Source organism: Sphingomonas benefaciens (assembly GCF_052907485.1).
This window is the reverse complement of record NZ_JBREIC010000005.1, coordinates 33,878-51,378: the sequence shown is the minus strand read 5'-3', so window position 1 is coordinate 51,378 and position 17,501 is coordinate 33,878. Positions and strand designations below refer to the sequence as shown.

At 72.1% G+C, this 17,501-nt stretch carries 23 protein-coding genes; 21 read left to right on the top strand and 2 right to left on the bottom strand.

The features are described 5' to 3' along the window. The first annotated feature begins 71 nt into the window (after positions 1–71). The 4 genes from ACU5AX_RS15380 (at position 72) to ACU5AX_RS15365 (ending at position 2,282) form a co-directional block, all read left to right on the top strand. Complete coding sequence (locus tag ACU5AX_RS15380; protein WP_446691690.1) at positions 72–509, top strand: DUF6456 domain-containing protein; 438 nt, start codon at positions 72–74, stop codon at positions 507–509. Between the two features lie 93 nt (positions 510–602). Further along, positions 603–1,550 carry a diaminopimelate epimerase gene (gene dapF, locus ACU5AX_RS15375; protein ID WP_446691689.1) on the top strand — a complete coding sequence of 316 codons (948 nt, stop codon included), beginning with the start codon at positions 603–605 and terminating at the stop codon, positions 1,548–1,550. Between the two features lie 106 nt (positions 1,551–1,656). Further along, positions 1,657–1,836 (top strand): hypothetical protein, encoded by a 180-nt coding sequence (locus ACU5AX_RS15370; RefSeq protein ID WP_198354272.1) that lies wholly within the window; start codon positions 1,657–1,659, stop codon positions 1,834–1,836. A 98-nt stretch (positions 1,837–1,934) separates the two neighbouring features. Further along, positions 1,935–2,282, top strand: a complete 348-nt coding sequence (locus tag ACU5AX_RS15365) for a hypothetical protein (protein ID WP_446691917.1) — start codon at positions 1,935–1,937, stop codon at positions 2,280–2,282. Here the strand turns inward: ACU5AX_RS15365 and ACU5AX_RS15360 are convergent. Continuing rightward, entirely contained in the window at positions 2,256–3,071 is an 816-nt protein-coding gene (locus ACU5AX_RS15360; protein ID WP_446691688.1) for a PAS domain-containing protein, read from the bottom strand. The two genes, ACU5AX_RS15365 and ACU5AX_RS15360, sit on opposite strands and share 27 nt — an antisense overlap. A gap of 182 nt (positions 3,072–3,253) precedes the next feature. Here ACU5AX_RS15360 and ACU5AX_RS15355 point away from each other — a divergent pair, with 182 nt between their 5' ends. From ACU5AX_RS15355 to ACU5AX_RS15300, 12 genes are all read left to right on the top strand, one after another. Then, positions 3,254–3,733 carry a hypothetical protein gene (locus tag ACU5AX_RS15355; RefSeq protein WP_446691687.1) on the top strand — a complete coding sequence of 160 codons (480 nt, stop codon included), beginning with the start codon at positions 3,254–3,256 and terminating at the stop codon, positions 3,731–3,733. Beyond that, entirely contained in the window at positions 3,730–5,049 is a 1,320-nt protein-coding gene (locus tag ACU5AX_RS15350; RefSeq protein WP_446691686.1) for a terminase large subunit domain-containing protein, read from the top strand. Before ACU5AX_RS15355 ends, ACU5AX_RS15350 begins: the two co-directional genes overlap by 4 nt. 61 nt (positions 5,050–5,110) lie before the next feature. Further along, positions 5,111–6,226 carry a phage portal protein gene (locus ACU5AX_RS15345; RefSeq protein WP_446691685.1) on the top strand — a complete coding sequence of 372 codons (1,116 nt, stop codon included), beginning with the start codon at positions 5,111–5,113 and terminating at the stop codon, positions 6,224–6,226. Next, entirely contained in the window at positions 6,223–6,513 is a 291-nt protein-coding gene (locus tag ACU5AX_RS15340) for a DUF6127 family protein (protein ID WP_198354278.1), read from the top strand. The genes ACU5AX_RS15345 and ACU5AX_RS15340 overlap by 4 nt, the downstream gene beginning before the upstream one ends. After that, the gene (locus tag ACU5AX_RS15335; RefSeq protein WP_446691684.1) at positions 6,501–6,884 is read left to right on the top strand and encodes an HK97 family phage prohead protease; all 384 of its coding nucleotides are present in this window, start codon (positions 6,501–6,503) and stop codon (positions 6,882–6,884) included. Before ACU5AX_RS15340 ends, ACU5AX_RS15335 begins: the two co-directional genes overlap by 13 nt. A 26-nt stretch (positions 6,885–6,910) precedes the next feature. Further along, positions 6,911–7,906, top strand: a complete 996-nt coding sequence (locus tag ACU5AX_RS15330; protein WP_446691683.1) for a phage major capsid protein — start codon at positions 6,911–6,913, stop codon at positions 7,904–7,906. Between the two features lie 55 nt (positions 7,907–7,961). Next, positions 7,962–8,483 (top strand): head-tail connector protein, encoded by a 522-nt coding sequence (locus ACU5AX_RS15325; protein WP_446691682.1) that lies wholly within the window; start codon positions 7,962–7,964, stop codon positions 8,481–8,483. Continuing rightward, a complete protein-coding gene (gene gp17 / locus ACU5AX_RS15320; RefSeq protein ID WP_446691681.1) occupies positions 8,480–8,890 on the top strand; it encodes a tail completion protein gp17 in 411 nt (136 codons plus the stop codon). Before ACU5AX_RS15325 ends, gp17 begins: the two co-directional genes overlap by 4 nt. Continuing rightward, the gene (locus ACU5AX_RS15315; protein WP_446691680.1) at positions 8,887–9,294 is read left to right on the top strand and encodes a phage major tail protein, TP901-1 family; all 408 of its coding nucleotides are present in this window, start codon (positions 8,887–8,889) and stop codon (positions 9,292–9,294) included. The genes gp17 and ACU5AX_RS15315 overlap by 4 nt, the downstream gene beginning before the upstream one ends. Then, the gene (locus ACU5AX_RS15310; protein ID WP_446691679.1) at positions 9,291–9,659 is read left to right on the top strand and encodes a gene transfer agent family protein; all 369 of its coding nucleotides are present in this window, start codon (positions 9,291–9,293) and stop codon (positions 9,657–9,659) included. Before ACU5AX_RS15315 ends, ACU5AX_RS15310 begins: the two co-directional genes overlap by 4 nt. Next, the gene (locus ACU5AX_RS15305; protein WP_446691678.1) at positions 9,656–9,856 is read left to right on the top strand and encodes a phage tail assembly chaperone; all 201 of its coding nucleotides are present in this window, start codon (positions 9,656–9,658) and stop codon (positions 9,854–9,856) included. Before ACU5AX_RS15310 ends, ACU5AX_RS15305 begins: the two co-directional genes overlap by 4 nt. Further along, the gene (locus tag ACU5AX_RS15300; RefSeq protein ID WP_446691677.1) at positions 9,849–10,433 is read left to right on the top strand and encodes a tail tape measure protein; all 585 of its coding nucleotides are present in this window, start codon (positions 9,849–9,851) and stop codon (positions 10,431–10,433) included. Before ACU5AX_RS15305 ends, ACU5AX_RS15300 begins: the two co-directional genes overlap by 8 nt. A gap of 188 nt (positions 10,434–10,621) precedes the next feature. On the opposite strand, the gene ACU5AX_RS15295 is transcribed toward ACU5AX_RS15300, so the two are convergent. Next, positions 10,622–11,605: a sensor histidine kinase gene (locus tag ACU5AX_RS15295; protein WP_446691676.1), complete on the bottom strand. Its 984-nt coding sequence runs from the start codon at positions 11,603–11,605 to the stop codon at positions 10,622–10,624. A gap of 269 nt (positions 11,606–11,874) precedes the next feature. Between ACU5AX_RS15295 and ACU5AX_RS15290 the strand changes: the two genes are divergently transcribed. The 5 genes from ACU5AX_RS15290 to ACU5AX_RS15270 are packed head-to-tail and all read left to right on the top strand — an operon-like array spanning position 11,875 to position 17,489. Beyond that, complete coding sequence (locus ACU5AX_RS15290) at positions 11,875–14,142, top strand: DUF2460 domain-containing protein (protein ID WP_446691675.1); 2,268 nt, start codon at positions 11,875–11,877, stop codon at positions 14,140–14,142. After that, positions 14,139–14,945, top strand: a complete 807-nt coding sequence (locus tag ACU5AX_RS15285; protein WP_446691674.1) for a phage/gene transfer agent baseplate hub protein — start codon at positions 14,139–14,141, stop codon at positions 14,943–14,945. Before ACU5AX_RS15290 ends, ACU5AX_RS15285 begins: the two co-directional genes overlap by 4 nt. Before the next feature lie 3 nt (positions 14,946–14,948). Next, a complete protein-coding gene (locus ACU5AX_RS15280; protein ID WP_446691673.1) occupies positions 14,949–15,347 on the top strand; it encodes a peptidoglycan endopeptidase in 399 nt (132 codons plus the stop codon). Between the two features lies 1 nt (position 15,348). Next, positions 15,349–17,169, top strand: coding sequence for a phage tail protein (locus tag ACU5AX_RS15275; RefSeq protein WP_446691672.1), 1,821 nt, complete (start codon positions 15,349–15,351; stop codon positions 17,167–17,169). Next, entirely contained in the window at positions 17,160–17,489 is a 330-nt protein-coding gene (locus tag ACU5AX_RS15270; protein ID WP_446691671.1) for a hypothetical protein, read from the top strand. Before ACU5AX_RS15275 ends, ACU5AX_RS15270 begins: the two co-directional genes overlap by 10 nt. Positions 17,490–17,501: the final 12 nt, after the last annotated feature.

The window sequence follows — 17,501 nt, the reverse complement described above, 5'->3', positions numbered from 1 at the left end:
GGTTTTTCAACTGTCCTACAAACATGCGTGCGTGGCAAGAGACAAGCCGACTCGATGACGGAGGCAAGGGAATGGCGCAGGTTCTGGAGGAACGGACGATCGGGGTCGGGCGGCGGGTGACGGTGAACGTCGCCGAATCGCCGCTGGCGTGGCTGCGCGCGCGCGGCCTGGTCGATGCCCGGCAGTGCGAGGCGGGGGAACGGCTGCGCGCCGATTACGAGCGGGCGGCGCTCGGCCCGCAGGTGACGATGCGTTGGGACCGGGTGCGCGTCGACGGCGGCAACGGCGACGGCGGCGAGCCCGGCCTGGCCCATGTCGCGGCGAAACGGCGGCTCGATGCGGCGATCGCGCATCTCGGCAACGGGCTGGCGGACGTCGCTTGGCGGGTGATCTGCGCGGGCGAGTCGTTGCCGACGGCGGAAAAGGCGATGGCCTGGCCGGCGCGGAGCGGGCGGCTGGTGCTGACGCTGGCGCTCGACCGGCTCGCGGCCTATTACCGGCTGCCCTGAAAACGTATAGGGAACGGGGTGGGCGGACCAGGCGTTGTGTTCGTCCGGGGTGAGGGTGACGGCGACATGCGCCGTCGAGACGGGATGTGTGGCGTGCGGGTGGAATTCGTGAAGTGCCACGGGTCTGGCAACGACTTTCCGTTGATCGACGCACGCGACATGACTCTCGACGACGCCGCCTGGGGCGGGATCGCCCGCGCGCTGGCCGACCGGCGCGGACCGGTCGGCGGCGACGGCCTGCTGCTGTTCGGCGCGGCATCGAGCCCGGCCGATTTTGCGATGCGGATGTTCAATGCGGACGGCTCGGAGGCGGAAACCTGCCTGAACGGTCTGCGCTGCGTCGCGCGGATGGGGTTCGAGACGCTGGGGCTGACCCGGGCGACGGTGCAGTTGAAGACGTCGACCGCCCTGGTCGAGCGCGACGCGGATCTGGCCCAGGGCGTCTATACGGTGCGCGAGACCGCCGGCCCGGCGGGGCTGGCGATCGCCGACTGGCCGATCCGGAGCGTCGCGGACGCGCGGATCGTCGAGCAACCGGTGGCGCCGCTCGGCGACGGGCGCGCCTATACCGCGGTGGCCATGCCCAACCCGCATCTGGTCCATTTCACCGATCGTATCGACGAAGCGGCGCTGGTCGCGGTCGGCGAGACGTGCGAGGCGGCGCCGGACTGGCTGCCCAACCGCGCCAACGTCTCGTTCGTCGAGGTGCGCGGCGATGATCTGTTCGTGCGCACCTTCGAACGCGGCGTCGGCCTGACCGACAGTTGCGGCAGCGCCATGGCGGCGTCGAGCTTCGCCGCCTGCCTGACCGGGCGGCTGCCTTATGCGACGCCGTTCACCGTCTTCAATCGCGGCGGGCTGGTCCGCGCCGAGGCCGGCGAGGACGCGATGGTGCAGCTGTCGGGCAATGCCAGCTGGGAATGGCGCGGCGCGATCGTGGTCGACCCGGCGGCGGCGCGCGCCGGCGACCTGATCGTCCGCCAGCATTTCGACGACGAGATCGCCGCCTGGGCGCGGGTGGCCGACGCGGCGAGCCGGTAGCGCCGCCGGACCGGCAAGCGGGGCGCCGCGGCCCCCTTAACCTATTTCGTGGCACCGCCGCCGGCGACACGGCATGGCACTGCCAGAGTATTGAGACTGTACGACGATGCGTGACGATACGAGCTATTTCTACGACCGCGCCGAGACCGAACTGGAGCTGGCGCAGCGCGCCGTCCACCCGCTGGCGGTGCGGGCCCATTACATCATCGCCAACCATTATCTCGACCGCTGCTATAGCGGTGCGGCGGCGACGGCGCAGGACGAGGTGGAGCAGCCGGCCGGCTGAGCCCGACGTCCCGCCGGAAAGGTCCGGAACGGCGGTTTCGCCGGCGGTGAACTGTTGCCGATTCCGTACGTTGAGACACCTGGAGGCCTAGGGTGTCCATGGCGGAGCATTTCGACCCAGGTGAGGACGGACTGGCGGCGCGGCAGGATGCCAAGCTCTACCCGGTCGGCCGCGCGCTGCGGACGACCTTCGATGCCGACAATCACGATACGCTCAGCCGCGACGTCACCGCGTTGATGCTTGATCTGGCGCGCATTCCCTATGACGAGGCGGAACGAACCGGGCCCCCGGTACGGCGCCAGATCGCCCCGCCAACCGCCGGCGAGCAGCAGCCGGCCGAGCATGACGCGCAGGGCAGTGGCCTGTCCGCGTTGATCCGCGGCGTGGTGCGGCGGGTCATGCCGGCGTTCCCGACGACCCTAGGTCGGACGGATCGGAGCCGGTGACTCGAGCGCCGTCAACATCTGCAGCAGCCGATCGTCGCCATCGGCGGTAAGGCGTAACGACGTGTCGGGCGCGACCGGTGCGCCGCGCTCGGTCTCGATCACACCGCTTTCGAGCAGTGCGTGCAGCCAGCGCTGCGTCAGGCGCCAGCCGAGCTCCGTCGTCTCGGCAATCGCTGCCGCGGTCATGCTGCGCCCCTCCACCTCTGCCAGGTAGAGGATCAGCAGGATCTCCGCCGGCGGGCCGGAAAAGATGTCGGTTCCGAAGGTCACTCGGCCAGTGCGCAGACCGCCGAGGATCAGCGAGGCGATCTGCCATTGCGCCGCCACCGTTCCGATCGCCGCGATCGGGCGGGAGGCCAGTGCCAGCCGCGCGTCGGGGCCGCTGCCGAGCCGGGAGACGTAGGTGGCGGTACGCCGCGTGCTGCCGTCGGAATAGCGCCAGCGCGCCTCTATCGTCCGCGGGATGCCATCGGCCAGGACGGCGGACAGCAAGGCCGCGACTATCGGCCGTTCGGCCGGCTGCAGCAGGTCCGCAACGGGCAGGCCGATCAGATCGTCCCGTCCCGCCGCGACCAGCTGTCGCGACGCATTATCCATATGGACGATCGTCAGTTGGATATCGAGGAGCACCTGGGCAACAGGCGCGGGCCGGAGAAGCATGAGCCCGATGTCCCAGGAAATGGTCAGCAAGCTCGATAAGCTAGACAAATGGCGATCGAGATCAACCGGTAAATGACCAAAATGGCAAGTAATTGTTATCTTTACCGTCGACTGCGCGGCAATGGGCAACTAACGCGTTGTAATAGCGCCTATATGTTGCGCAATATGTCAATATAACCACTCTGGTTATTTCCTGTTGGCAGCGCGACGCTATTCTGGCACATACCAGGAACAATGAGGAAGTGCGGGCGAGGCCGGCGCGGCGGACGAACGATCCGGTCGCGGCGGCCTTTTTTCATGGGAGAGGACGCATGGCAGCGGACCCGGACGATGGGGCAGTGGGCGAAGCGGCGGCGGTGCCGGAGCGGCGACCGGAGGCGGGGCGGCGCTGGATTCGCTGGACGCGGACGATGGAGAACGATTTCTTCGATACGTTGGTGGCCACCGGCAGCATCAGCGCGGCGGCGCGGGCGGTGGGAATCCCGCCGCAGCAGGCGCATTACCGGCATCGCGTCAACGCGCGCTTCGCCGAACGGTGGAGCGAGGCGGTCGCCGCGGGACGGCGGATGATCGAGATGCGGATCGTCGGCCATGTGCTGGGCGGCGAGACCGATCGAATCGTGCTGGAGGATGCGCTGCGCGTGCTCAGCTATTTCGAGGCGCGGGCGGCGGGGACGGTGAAGCGGGGCGGGGTGAAACCGATGGTCGCCACCCGCGAGCAGACGGACGCGGCGATCCTGTCGCGACTGGCGGCCCTGGCCGCCCGCAAGGCGAAGGAGAGCGGCGCATGAGCCGGCGGGTCGACGTCATCGCGGCGCTGGCGGCGCTGCCCGCCGAGGAACGCGCCGCGCTGGTGCGCAGCCTGCCGATGCCGATCCGGCGCGAGCTCGCCGACCGCTGGCTGGATGGCTGGGCGCAGGCGGGGCAGGCGCCGCCGGCCGGCACGGCGTGGCGGATCTGGCTGATCCGCGCCGGCCGCGGCTTCGGCAAGACGCGGGCGGGGGCGGAATGGGTCACCGCGGTGTCGCGCGACGGCGATGCCCGGATCGCCCTGGTCGGCGCGACAGCGGAGGATGTGCGGCGGGTGATGATCGAGGGGCCGAGCGGACTGGTCGCGGTGGCCAAGACGAACCACATGCCGACCTATGTGATCGGCAAGGGCGAGGTGCGCTGGCCGAACGGCGCCCGCGCCTTCGTCTATTCGGCCGACGTGCCGGGTCAGTTGCGCGGGCCGGAACATGATGCGGCCTGGTGCGACGAACTGGCGAAATGGCGGCGCGGCGATGCCGCCTGGGACAATCTGATGATGGGGATGCGGCGGGGCGCGCAGCCGCGCGTGGTGGTGACGACGACGCCGCGGCCGACGCCGCTGATGCGGCGGGTGATGCGCGCCAAAGGATTGGTGGAGACGCGCGGGCGCACGCGCGACAATCCGTTCCTGCCCGATGCCTTCGTCGAGGCGGTGGAGGATGCCTATGGCGGCAGCGCGCTCGGCCGGCAGGAACTGGACGGCGAGATGGTCGACGACATCGCTGGCGCGCTGTGGACGCGGGCGATGCTGGCGGCGGCGGTGACAGAGGCGGCGCCGGAGCCGGTGCGGGTGGTGATCGGCGTCGATCCGCCGGCGGGCGAGGCGGCGGGCGGCGGCGACGCCTGCGGCATCGTCGCGGTGGCGCTGGACGGCGACGGCATCGGCCATGTGCTCGAGGATGCCAGCGTCGCCGGCGGCTCGCCCGAACGCTGGGCGCGCGCGGTCGCCGCCTGCGCGGCCCGGCATCGCGTCGACCGGGTGGTGGCGGAGGCGAACCAGGGCGGCGCGATGGTCCGGTCGGTGCTGCTCGCCGCCGACGTGACGCTGCCGGTGCGGCTGGTGCGGGCGAGCCGCGGCAAGGTGGCGCGCGCCGAACCGGTGGCTGCGCTCTACGAGCGCGGCCGGGTGCGGCATCGCGGCCGGTTTCCGGCGCTGGAGGACGAATTGTGCGGGCTGGTCGCCGGCGGCGGCTATCACGGACCGGGCCGGTCGCCCGACCGCGCCGATGCTCTGGTCTGGGCGCTGACCGAGCTGATGCTCGGCCGGCGCGGGCGGGCGGCGGTGCGGGCGGTGTAACGGGCGTCGTCGACTGACGCCGTCGCCCGAAGGGGCGGGGCTTCAAGCAGGAGAGACCATCATGCGGTTGTTCGGGAAGCGGGCGCGCGAGGAGGCGCGGCCGGCGCTGTCGCGTGCCGGCAGCATCGCCGAGGCGGGCCAGTGGCCGCGCTCCTACGAGGCGCAGGTGCGCGAGGGCTATGCCGCCAACCCGGTCGCGCAGCGCGCGGTGAAGCTGGTCGCGGAGGCGGTGGCCGGCGCGCCGCTGGCCGGCGACGCCGCGATGATCGCGCTGGTCGGCGCCGGCAGCGGCGGCGTGGCGGTGCTGGAGGCGGCGGCGGCGCAGCTGCTGCTGCACGGCAATGCCTTCATCCAGGTGCTGCGCGACGGCGAGGGCGGCGCGGCGGCGCTCTATCCGCTGCGCCCCGAACGCGTCGCGGTGGAGGTGGACGCAGCGGGCTGGCCGGCGGCCTATCGCTATCGCGTCGGCGACCGCGCCAGCCGGCTGGCGGCGGACGGGCCGCGGCCGGACGTCGTCCACGTCCGCAGCTTCAACCCGCTCGACGACCATTACGGCATGGGCTGTCTGGCGGCGGCGTCGCCGGGGATCGCGATCCACAATGCCGCGGCGCGCTGGAACAAGGCGCTGCTCGACAATGCGGCGCGGCCGTCGGGAGCGCTGGTCTACGAGCCGGGCGACGGCGGCGCGCTGGCGCCCGACCAGTTCGACCGGCTGAAGGCGGAGATGGACGCGGGCTTCGCCGGCGCCGCCAATGCCGGGCGGCCGATGCTGCTGGAGGGCGGGCTGCGCTGGCAGGCGCTGTCGCTGTCGCCGACCGACATGGATTTCGTCGCGCTGAAGGCGGCGGCGGCGCGCGACATCGCGCTCGCCTTCGGCGTGCCGCCGATGCTGCTCGGCCTGCCCGGCGATTCGACCCACGCCAATTACCGCGAGGCGAACCGGGCGGTGTGGCGGATGACGGTGCTGCCGCTCGCCGGCGCGCTGCTCGGCGGCATCGCGCGGGGGCTGGCGGGCTGGTTCCCGGACGGTGAGCTGCGTGTCGACCTCGACCGGGTGCCGGCGCTCGCCGAGGACCGGCAGAAACTGTGGGCGTCGGTGAAGGGCGCCGACTTCCTGTCCGCCGACGAGAAGCGCGCGTTGCTCGGCCTCGATCCGCAAGCGGGAGAATTGCCATGACCGACGTGCTGACCACGCTGATCGCGCAGGCGGCGCGCGAGGGAGCGGACCTCGCGACGCTGCGCGCGATCGTCGAGGAATCGGGCGAGCTGGGCGCGCTGCGGGCGCTGACCCGGCTGGGGCTGGCGGACGAGGCGGCGCGCGGCGACCTTGCCGAATTGCGCGAGCTGATCGGCGCGTGGCGCGACGCCAAGCGTTCGGCGTGGAAGGCGGCGGCGGGCTGGTGCGCGGCGCTGCTGCTGACCGGGCTGGCGGTGAAGCTGGGGTTCGGCGCGTGGGTGCGGTGAGTGGGCCGCTGCGCTTCGCCGGCTATGCCGCGCGGTTCGACCGCGCCGACCGGTCGGGCGACGTGTTCCGCGCCGGCGCCTTCGCCGGGGCGGCGCGGGTGCCGCTGCTGCGCGACCATCATGGCGAGCCGGTCGGGCGGATCGTCGCGCTGGACGAGGATGCGCACGGCCTGCGGATCGCGGGTGAGGTCGCCGACGCGGACGTGGCGCGGCTGATGCGGAGCGGTGCGCTGACGGGCCTGTCGGTCGGCTACCGGCCGCTGGTGGTGCGGCAGGGCGCACGGCGCGAGTTGCTGCGCGTCGCGCTCGCCGAGGTGAGCCTGGTGGCGGTGCCGATGCAGCCGCTGGCGCGGGTCGACCGGCTCGACTGACGACGGTTTCAACCAAGGAGGACGGCATGGACGTGGTCGAAAGGCCGGCGCTGGACGGCGCGCGGGCGGAACGGGGCGAGGCGTTCGCGGGGTTCGTCAGGACCGGTGCGACGCTGGAGATGAAGGCGTTCACGGGGGTCAGCGGCGATGCCGGCGGCTATGCGGTGCCGCACGAGATCGATGCGACAATCGCGTCGGTGCTGCGCGGCCTGTCGCCGATCCGCGCGATCGCCAATGTCGTGCAGGTCGGATCGGCGGGATATCGCAAGCTGATCACCAGCGGCGGCACGCCGTCGGGCTGGGCGGCGGAGACGGCGGCGCGGCCGGAGACGGCGACGCCGGTGTTCACCGAACTGGTGCCGCCGATGGGCGAGCTCTACGCCAATCCGTCGGCGAGCCAGGCGATGCTGGACGATGCGGTGTTCGACGTCGAGCAATGGCTGGCCGACGAGATCGCGCTGGAATTCGCCAAGGCGGAGGGTGCCGCCTTCGTCAACGGCAATGGCGTCAACCGGCCCAAGGGGTTCCTGCAGGCGCCGACCTCGGCGGCGAAGGACGGCGCGCGACCGCTCGGCACGCTGCAGTTCCTGGCGACGGGCACCGCCGGCGATTTCGGCAGCGGCGGAGACGAGCGGCTGATCGACCTGGTCCAGAGCCTGCGCGCGCCCTATCGCCAGGGCGCGTGCTTCGTGATGAACGCCGCGACGCTGGCGCGCATCCGCAAGTTCAAGGACGCGCAGGGCCAGCCGTTGTGGCAGCCGAGCCTGGCGGGCGGGCAGCCGGCGACCCTGCTCGGCTATCCGGTGGTCGAGGCGGAGGACATGCCCGACATCGCCGCCAACAGCCTGGCGATCGCCTTCGGCAACTTCCGCGCCGGCTATCTGATCGCCGAGCGGGCGGAGACCGCGATCCTACGCGATCCCTATACCAACAAGCCGTTCGTCAGCTTCTACGCGACGCGGCGGATCGGCGGCTGCGTCGCCGACAGCGAGGCGATCAAGCTGCTGAAGTTCGCGGCGTGATCGGTGGCGGGCGGTGCCGGACCGGCACCGCCCCCTGGCAATGGGGGAGGGGGCGATGGACAGCGAGGCGATGCCCGCCGACGCGGTCGCGGGCGCGGCGGCGGCGGTGGGGCAGTATCTGCGCGTCGAGCCGGATGCGGTGCTGACCGGCTGCGCCGCAACCGCGCTGGCGATCGCGGAGGCGTTCTGCGGCGCGGCATGGATTCGGCGCGGGCGGACGGCGACGATCGGCGCGGGCAGCGGCTGGCAACGGCTGCCGTTCGCGCCGGTCGCGGCGATCGAGACGGTGACCGGGCTGCCGGCGGAGGGGGCGGCCTTCGCGCTCGCCGCCGAGGCCTATGCGATCGATATCGATGGCGACGGCGTCGGCTGGGTGCGGGTGATCGCCCCCGGCGCGGCGGGGCGGGTGCGCGTCGCCTATACCGCCGGCGCGGGCGGTTGGGAGACGGTGCCGCCGCCGGTGGCGCAGGGCGTGGTGCTGCTCGCCACGCATCTGTTCGAGCATCGCGAGGGTGACGCCATGCCGCCGGCGGCGGTGGCGGCGCTGTGGCGGCCGTACCGACAGTTGCGGCTGTGAGCGGCGCGGCGACGGGCGCAGGCACCGCCCTGCGCGAGGCGCTGGTGCGGCGGCTGGCCGGCGTGCGCGTGTTCGACGCGCCGCCGGCGCGCGCGGCGCTGCCCTATGCGGTGATCGCCGAGCCGGTGCTGGAGGCGGCGGATGCCGCCGGCATCACCGGGCGGAGCGGCACCATCCTGATCGCCGGCGAGGACGAGGGCGAGCGGCCCGACCGGCTGCGGGCGCTGCTCGCCGACGTCGAGGCGGCGGTGGCGGCGATGCCCGATGCGCTGGGCGATGGCTGGCGGCTGGCGACGCTGCGGCTGGTGCGCAGCCGGATCGCGGCGGGGCGCGGGCTGCGCTGGACGGGATCGGTGGAGTTCGCGGTGCGGCTATACCGCGCGGATCATGAGGGAGACGGACGATGACGGTGGAACGGGGCAGCGCCTTCCTGCTCAAGGTCGGCGACGGCGGGGCCAATCCCGCCTTCGCGACGGTGGCGGGGCTGCGCACGACGCAATTGAGCATCAACGGCGAGCCGGTGGTGGTGACCACCAAGGATTCGGGCGGCTGGCGGCAATTGCTGTCGGGCGCCGGAGTGCGCAGCGTCAGCGTGTCGGGCGCGGGTGTCTTCACCGGATCGGCGGCGGAGGGGCGGATCAAGGCCAATGCGCTGGCCGGCACGGTCGACGATTATCGGCTGAGCTTCGAGGGCGGCGACAGCATGACCGGCCGCTTCCTGGTGACGCGGCTGGACTATGCCGGCGATTTCAATGGGGAACGCACCTATACCTTGAGCCTGGAGAGTGCCGGGCCGGTGGTGGCGGCATGAGCGCGCCGGTCGATCCCGCCGGCGGCGGCGCAGCCGCAAATCCTGCCCGCGGCGGTGGCGCCGCAAATCCGGAACGCGGCGAGGCGGCGCTGCGCGTCAACGGCACCGAGCTGGTGCTGCGGCCGAGCTTCCAGGCGCTGGTCGCGGCGGAGGGCGAATTGGGGCCGCTGTTCGAACTGGTCGAGCGGGCGGCGTCGGGCCGGCTGACGCTGCACGAGACGGCGACGCTGTTCTGGCATTGCCTGCGCGAGGTGCCGGAGACGGTGACGCGCGAGGCGCTGGGCGAGGCGCTGGCGGCGCTGGGCCTGTCGCGGCTGGCGCCAGTGCTGGCGGTGCTGCTGCGCCAGATCGTGGCGGGGCGGTGAGCCGCTTCGCAGTCGCGGCGACGCGGCTGGCGGGGATGGCGGGCGTGACCCTCGGCTGGCCGCCCGACGTCTTCTGGCAGGCGACGCCGGCGGAACTGGCGGCGGTGGTGCGCGCGGCGGCGGGGGCGGAATGCGGCGGCGAACCGCCCGACGCGGCGCTGATCGCGCGGTTGCGGAAGGAGCATCCCGATGGATGACGACTGGCGGTGTATCCAGGTGCCGATCGACACCGACGCCTTCAAGCGCGATGTCGCGGCGATGCGCGGCACGCTGGAAGGGGCGCTGGGCCAAGGCGCGGAGCGCGCCGGCCGATCGATCGAAATGGCGCTGCTGCGCGCGGCACAGCACGGCAAGCTGGGCTTCGAGGATCTGAAGGCGGTGGCGCTGAAAGCGCTGGGCGAGATCGCCAAGGCGGCGCTGGCGAACGGGCTGCACGCGCTGACCGGCGGCATTGGCGGGGGGCGTGGCGGCGATGGCGGTGCGAACGGCGGCGGCGGGCTGACCCTGGGCGGCGCATTGACGGCGCTGATTGGCCTCGCCGGTCGGGCGACGGGCGGGCCGGTGGCGCCAGGTCAGGCCTATGTCGTCGGCGAGCGCGGGCCGGAGCTGTTCGTGCCGACCGCGGCCGGACGGGTCGAGGTGCCGGCGGCGTCCGGCGCGCGCGACGTGCGGGTGGCGATCACCATCAACGCCGGCGCGGGCGAGGCGCCGGCGGCGATGCAGCGATCGGCGCGGCAGGTCGCACAGGCGGTGCGCGCCGCGCTGGCGGACTAGGGGGGCTGTTACCGTGAGGGCGGGTGGCGCGGACCTCGCGCGATGTGCTTGCGGGAAGGCCCCACCCCAATCCCTCCCCTGAAGGGGAGGGGATTTTCGGCAAAGGCGGCGCGTCCGCATGTAGGGGAAGCGGACATGGACCTGCATCCACCTCTAACATTGATCTAGCTGCGGGAAAGATTGCCGCCTCAAGTTGAGAGCAGGTGGCGCTCGTCGAGCGTCACGCGAACACGACATCCGGGATCTGCATTTTCCCGCTCGACCCTTCCGCCGAGTTGCTTCGCCAGCAGGCGCACCAGCTTGGAACCTAATCCAGGGTCAAATTCGGCCGGGCAGCCAACGCCGTCGTCGGCGACAGTCACCACCAGGTTGGCGCCTTCCGACGCAATATCGACGCTGATCACGCCGCCTCGTTCAGTGGGATAGGCATACTTAAGGCTGTTAGTGACCAGCTCATTGACGATAAGACCGACATGGACCGCGACCGAACTGGGAACGGAGATCGGGACGCAATTCACCCGTACAGCGATCGGCCGGACGTCCCTCAGAAGGTCGCCAAGCCCGTGACAAAGCGCTCCCACGTATGCTGACAGGCCGACCAGACCTCCACTGACGTCGCCTCTCAACCGTTCCTGAGCTTGCGCCACGACAAGCACACGAGCATTCGCGGCGCTAAGAGCCTCGCGTACTGCTGGGTCCCGGCTGGCGCTGCTTTGCAACGTTATTGCGGAACTGATGATGGCGAGATCATTCTTGGTGCGGTGAGCCAGCTCCTCGAGGAGCAAGGCTTTGGCTCTCTCACTCTCGTCAAGGCGGCGGATAGTCTCGCGTAAAGCCTCAGTCACCAATGACATCGTGAAGCCGATGACGATGAACAGGAATAAGGCAAAGAAATTCTGAAGGCCAATCGCGAAGCTGAAATATGGCTCGATGAAAAAATAGGCGGACATCGCCGCACTAAGTAACGTTGCGAAGAAGCCCGAGCCGCGATCGAAAAGCAAGGCGCAAAGAAACACGGCTGGTACAAAGAGCAGCAGTGGAAAATGTTGGAGAGGACCGTCAAGCGAATATCGAAGTAGGGCGGTGATCGCGATGATCAGGCAAGTCGCGGCGTACCGAAGCGCAACACCATACCTTCGTCGCGGCAAGAGGCGTACCAGCATGTTTTCCATGCGTGTTGAACATCGGCTTCTTTTTGCAGTTCCCGGTGCCTCAGTCAGTCTGGGTGGCGATATGCCTGATGGCGTCGCGGATTGAGCGAACGACTGAGGCCGGCCTGATTGCATCGCGCGGGGTATCACCCCTTGCCGCTCAGATAGCTCAACGAGCGTCTGTTCTTGAACAGTCTGGGTCGGCGCCGTGCGCTGTCGCAGAAATCATGCCGGGCATGATCGGCCCGCTGTCTTCATCGAACGAGCCAATTTTTCAGGGGAGATGCGGCATGGCGCATTGGTTGTGCCGGGCGCGGAACGGCCAGGTGGAGGGGGTGGTCACCCGCTTCGACCCGCGCTTCTGGACGGTCGACTTTCCGCGGCCGATGATGGCGGCGGTGACGACGCTGGCCGCCGACGGGCTGCGCGTCGATGCGACCTTCCGTACCCGCAAGGATCTGGCCGGGCTGATCTGGGAAGCGGAGGATCGCTGGGACCATCCGCTGCTGCGCTATGCGACGGCGCGGGATTTCCGCGACTGCCGGCTGCGGTTCCGCTGGCGGTCGCAGGGCGTGCGGCCGCTCGACGCGGTCAACGGACCGGTGCTGACGATCGAGGGGCGCGACGCCGCCGGCCGGCCGCGGGCCTGGTACGTGCGGCTGTGGAACTACGCGCGCGGGTCGGCGGACGATGCCGTGATCGCGCTCGACTTCGCCGATCTGGCGGGCGGGTTTCTGCTGCCCGCGGAGGCGGACCCGGTCTGGGCGGGGGACGTCGACCGGATGTTCGTCTCGCTGGTCGCGGCGGACTATGACGGCAGCGACGAGCCGCTCGCCCGGCCGCAGGAGGCCTGGGTCGAGTTGACCGAGATGGCCTGTGACGGCCCGGGATCGGTGCTGGCGATCGGCGATGCGGTGCTGCCCGAGCACGGGTTGCAAATCGCGAGCGGCTATGATGACAGCTATCACCTGACCCCGGCGCGGCTGCTGCGCAACGCGCTGCACCTCGGCTATCGCGGCGCGATCACCCATTATGTCGGGATGAGCCACTATTTCCGGCTCGAGCCGCTGGGCGGCGGCTTCTACGTCAGCCTGGCGGGCGGGGTGCTCGATGCCGCCTGCGCCGCCTGGCATCGCGATTTCGCCGGCCGGGCGCAGGCGCTGGGCTATGCGGTGATCTGGTCGCTCAGCTACGAGCTGTTCGACGCGCATTGCTGGAACGACTGGAAGCAGCGGGCGGCGGACGGACAGGCGGCGCAGACCGGCTGGACACCGCCGTCGACGCTGCTCAGCCCCGCGCATGACGGGGCGATGGCCTATCTGCGCCAGGTCGCGACGGCGTTTCTGCACATCGCGGTGGCGGCGGGGCTGGCGCCGCGCATCCAGGTCGGCGAGCCGTGGTGGTGGACGATGCCCGACGGGCGGCCGTGCCTCTACGATGCAGCGGCGGTGGCGGCCTTCGCGCCGGTCGCGATCGCCAGCGTGCGCGGTCCGCTGAGCGAGGCGCAGCTGGCGACGCTGGACCGCGCCGGGGCCTGTCTGGCGGCATCGACCGCGGCGCTGTGCGAGGCGGCGCGGGCGGCGGCGCCGGGATGCGTGACGCATCTGCTCACCTTTCTGCCGACGGTGCTCGATCCGGCGGCGCCGGCGCTGCAGCGGGCGAACCTGCCGCCCGGCTGGGCCTATCCCGCCTTCGACGTGCTGCAGGTCGAGGATTACGACTGGGTCACGGCGGGCGACAGCGCGGCGAGCCGGCGCGGCATCGCCGCGATCGAGGCGCGGCTGCGCTATCCGCGCGCGCATCAGCATTATCTGGCGGGCTTCGTGCCGGCCGCCGATCGGGCGGGGCAATGGTCGCTGATCGCCGCGGCGGCGGAGGCGGCACGCGCCCGCGGCGTCGCGGCGGTGGTGCTGTGGGCGCTGCCGCAGGTGATGCGCGACGGCTTCGTACATTTCGAGACGGAGGAGGATGGGATGCAGGCCTATGACGATGTCGCCTTTCCGATCGCTTTGGGGCGGGAGGCGCAGGTCGAGCCGGTCTTTTCGACCGCGATCCTGACCGCGGCGAGCGGCGCCGAACAGCGCAACGCCGCCTGGGCGGAACCGCGGACGCGCTACGACGTCGGGCCGGGGCTGCGCTCCGAGGCGGATGTCGCGACCCTGCTCGCCTTCTTCCGCGCGCGCATGGGGCCGGCGCGCGCCTTCCGCCTGCGCGATCCGTTCGACAGTATCGGGACCGACGAGCTGCTCGGCTATGGCGACGGCACCAGCCGGCATTTTCCGCTGGTGCGGCATTACGGCGATCGCGTGCGGCGGATCGTGCGGCCGGTGCCGGGCAGCATGCGCGTCGCGGTCGACGGCGTCGCCACCCAGGCGTTCGGGGTCGACAGCGACGGCGTGGTGACGCTGGACGCGGCGGCACCGGCGCTGGCCGCGGTGACCGCCAGTTTCGTGTTCGACGTGGTCGTGCGCTTCGCCGAGGATCACCTGACCGTGCATCGCGCCACCTTCCTGGCCGGCGAGGCGCCGTCGGTGCCGCTGATCGAGGTGCGGTCGTGAGCGGCGCCGACCGGCTGGCGACGATCGCGCTGTGCTGGCGGGTCGAGCGGCGCGACGGCGTCGCGATCGGGCTGACCGCGCACGACCGCGACCTGACCATCGACGGGCTGACGCATCGCGCCGCACCGGGGATGACGCCGTCGGCGGTGGTGCGCGCGGCGGGGCTGGAGGCGGACACGATGGATGTCAGCGGGCCGCTGACCAGCGCCGCGATCGGTGCGGCCGATCTGCTCGCGGGGCGCTGGGACGGGGCGCGGGTGCGCGTCTTCGCGGTCGACTGGAGCGACGGCACGACGGTGGCGGAGCTCGGCGAGGGGCGGATCGGCGCGGTCGAGCTCGCCGAGGGCGGCTTCACGGCGGAACTGGCCGGCGCGACCGCGGCGCTGGAGCGGCCGGTGGCGGAGACGACGACGCCGGAATGCCGCGCCGAGCTGGGCGACCAGCGTTGCCGGGTGATGCTGGCGGCGCGGCGGCGGTTCGCGCGGGTCGTCGCGGCGGAGGGCGCGACGCTGACGCTCGACCGGGCGGAGCCGGCCGGCAACGCCTATGGTGACGGGCTGCTGCGCTGGTTCGGCGGGAGCCTGGGCGGGCTGGAGGCGGCGATCGCCCGCTCCGACGGCGCGACGGTGACGTTGCGGACGCCGCCGGCGGTGGCGGTGGCGGCCGGCACGCTGGTCGAGCTGATCGAGGGCTGCGACAAGAGTTTCGCGACCTGCGCGCAGCGGTTCGGCAATGCCGCGAACTTCCGCGGCGAGCCGCATCTGCCGGGCGTCGACCTGCTGACCCGCTATCCGGGAAGCTGAGCGGTGTCGGGGCGGCGGGGCGCGGCGGCGGCGCTGGCCCTGGTTGGCGCGCCCTTTCGGCTGCACGGCCGCGACCCGTCGCATGGCGTCGACTGTGTCGGCGTCGCGGTGGCGGCGCTGCGGGCGGGCGGTTGGCGGGGCGATGTGCCGAGCGGCTATGCGCTGCGCGGCGGGGCGGCGGCGGCGATCGGCGCGCAACTCGATGCGGCGCTGACCCGCTGCGACGGCGCGGCGCCGGGCGACGTGCTGCTGTTCGACCTCGGCGCGGGGCAGCTGCACTTTGCGGTGCGGATGGCGGCGGGGATCGTCCACGCCGATGCCGCGCTGCGCCGGGTGGTCGAGCGGCCCGGGGCGGACGGCTGGCGACTGGTCGGCGCCTGGCGCTGGAGCGGGGAGGGGTGAGATGGCGACACTGATGCTGACCGCGATCGGCACGGCGATCGGCGGGCCGATCGGCGGCGCGGTCGGCGCGCTGATCGGCCAGGGGATCGACCAGCGCGTGTTCCGCGCCGCGGCCAAGGACGGGCCGCGGCTGACCGAGCTGGCGGTGCAGACGTCGAGCTACGGCACCGCCATTCCACGGCTGTTCGGCCGGATGCGGGTCAGCGGCACGGTGATCTGGGCGACCGACCTGATCGAACATCGCGAGCGCGTCGGCGGCGGCAAGGGATCGGCGGGCACCAATCGCTACAGCTACAGCGCGTCCTTCGCCGTGGCGCTGTCGGCGCGGCCGGTGCGCTCGGTCGGGCGGATCTGGGCGGAAGGCGTGCTGATCCGCGGTGCGGCGGGCGACTGGAAGGTGCGCACCGGTTTTCGCCTGCACCATGGTGGCGAAGACCAGCCGGTCGATCCGCTGATCGCCTCCGCGGAAGGGGCGACGCCGGCCTATCGCGGCCTGGCCTATGCCGTGTTCGAGGGATTGCAGCTGGAGACGTTCGGCAACCGCATCCCGTCGCTGACCTTCGAGGTGGTGGCGGACGACGCACCGGTTCCGACCGGGACGGTGGCGGCATCGCTGTGCGAGGAGGTGACGGCGGCTGGGGGGTTGCCGCTGGCGGGCTTCGCCGCGACCGGCAGCGCGCGCGGCGTGCTGGAGACGCTGGCGACGATCGACGGCGGCTGGTGGCGGCCCGAGGGGGCGCGGATCGTGCGCGGCGCGGCGGGCGACGCGGCGACGGCGTTCGACGACGACGGCTTTTCGGCGGGAGCGGGGGCGGGGCGGCGCGGCGAGCGGCGCACCGTCGCGCCGGTCGAGCGCGTGCCGCGCGCGGTCAGCGTCGCCTATCACGATCCCGCCCGCGATTATCAGGCCGGCGTGCAGCGGGTGCGGCGGCCGGGTGCGGGCCTGCGCGAGGACCGGATTGACCTGCCCGCGGTGCTCGGCGCCGATGTGGCGAAGGGCGTCGCCGCGGCGATCCTGGCGCGGGGCGAGGTGGAACGGACGCAGCGCATGATCGCGCCGGGGCTGACCGCCCTCGCAATCGCGCCGGGCATGCAGGTGCGACTGGACGGCGCGACCTGGCGAGTCAGCCAGGTGCAGGTCGAGGCGATGGCACCCGTACTGACGCTGGTGCCGCTGGCACCGCCGCCGGCGGTGGTCGCGGCGAGCAGTGGGCGCGTATCGGCGGCGGCAGACCTGACGATCGGGCGGACGGTGATGCATGCGGTCGAGCTGCCCGGCCTGGACGACGTCCCGGCCGCGGCACCGCGCGTCACCGTGTTCGCGGCCGGCGAGGGCGAGGGCTGGCGGACGGCGGCCTTGCTCTACAGCCTGGACGACGGCGCCAGTTGGATGGACGCGGCGGCAACCGCGGCCCCGGCGATCTTGGGCAGGGTCAGCCGGCCGCCGGACGCGGCGCAGGCCACGCTGGTCGACCATGCCAGCACATTGGAGGTAACGCTGGCCCATCCGGCCATGACGCTGGGCGATGCCGACGGTGCGGCGCGAGCACGTGGCGTCAATCTGGCGCTGGTCGGGGACGAGCTGATCCAATTCGGTCGGGCCGAGCCGCTCGGCCAAGGTCGCTGGCGGTTGCGCGACCTGTGGCGCGGGCTGCGCGGCAGCGAGACGGCGATCGGGACACAGCAGGCGGGCGACCGCTTCGTCCTGATCGAGGCGGCGACGACACGCACCATCACCCTGCCGCGCGAGGCGATCGGCACGACCCTGCGCGTGCTGGCGAGCGGGCTGGCGATGGCGACACGCCGGCGGAGGTGCGACTGACGCTATCCGGCCAGTCGGTGGCGCCGCCGTCGCCCGTGCACCTTGCCGTGGCACCGCTGGGCGACGGGACGTGGCGGCTGAGCTGGACCCGGCGCAGCCGCGCCGGCTGGAGCTGGAGCGACGGTCTCGACGCGCCGCTCGTCGAGGAGGCGGAGGCGTATCGCGTGACGCTGACCTCGCCCGACGGCAGCCAGCGGATCGCGGACACCGACGGGCCGTGGCTTGCGCTTGCGGCGCCACCGCCGCCGGGAACGCAGGTCGCGGTGGCGCAACGCGGAACGCTCGCGCTGTCACCGGCGGCGGTGATGGTGATTCGATGAGGGGAGGGTGCA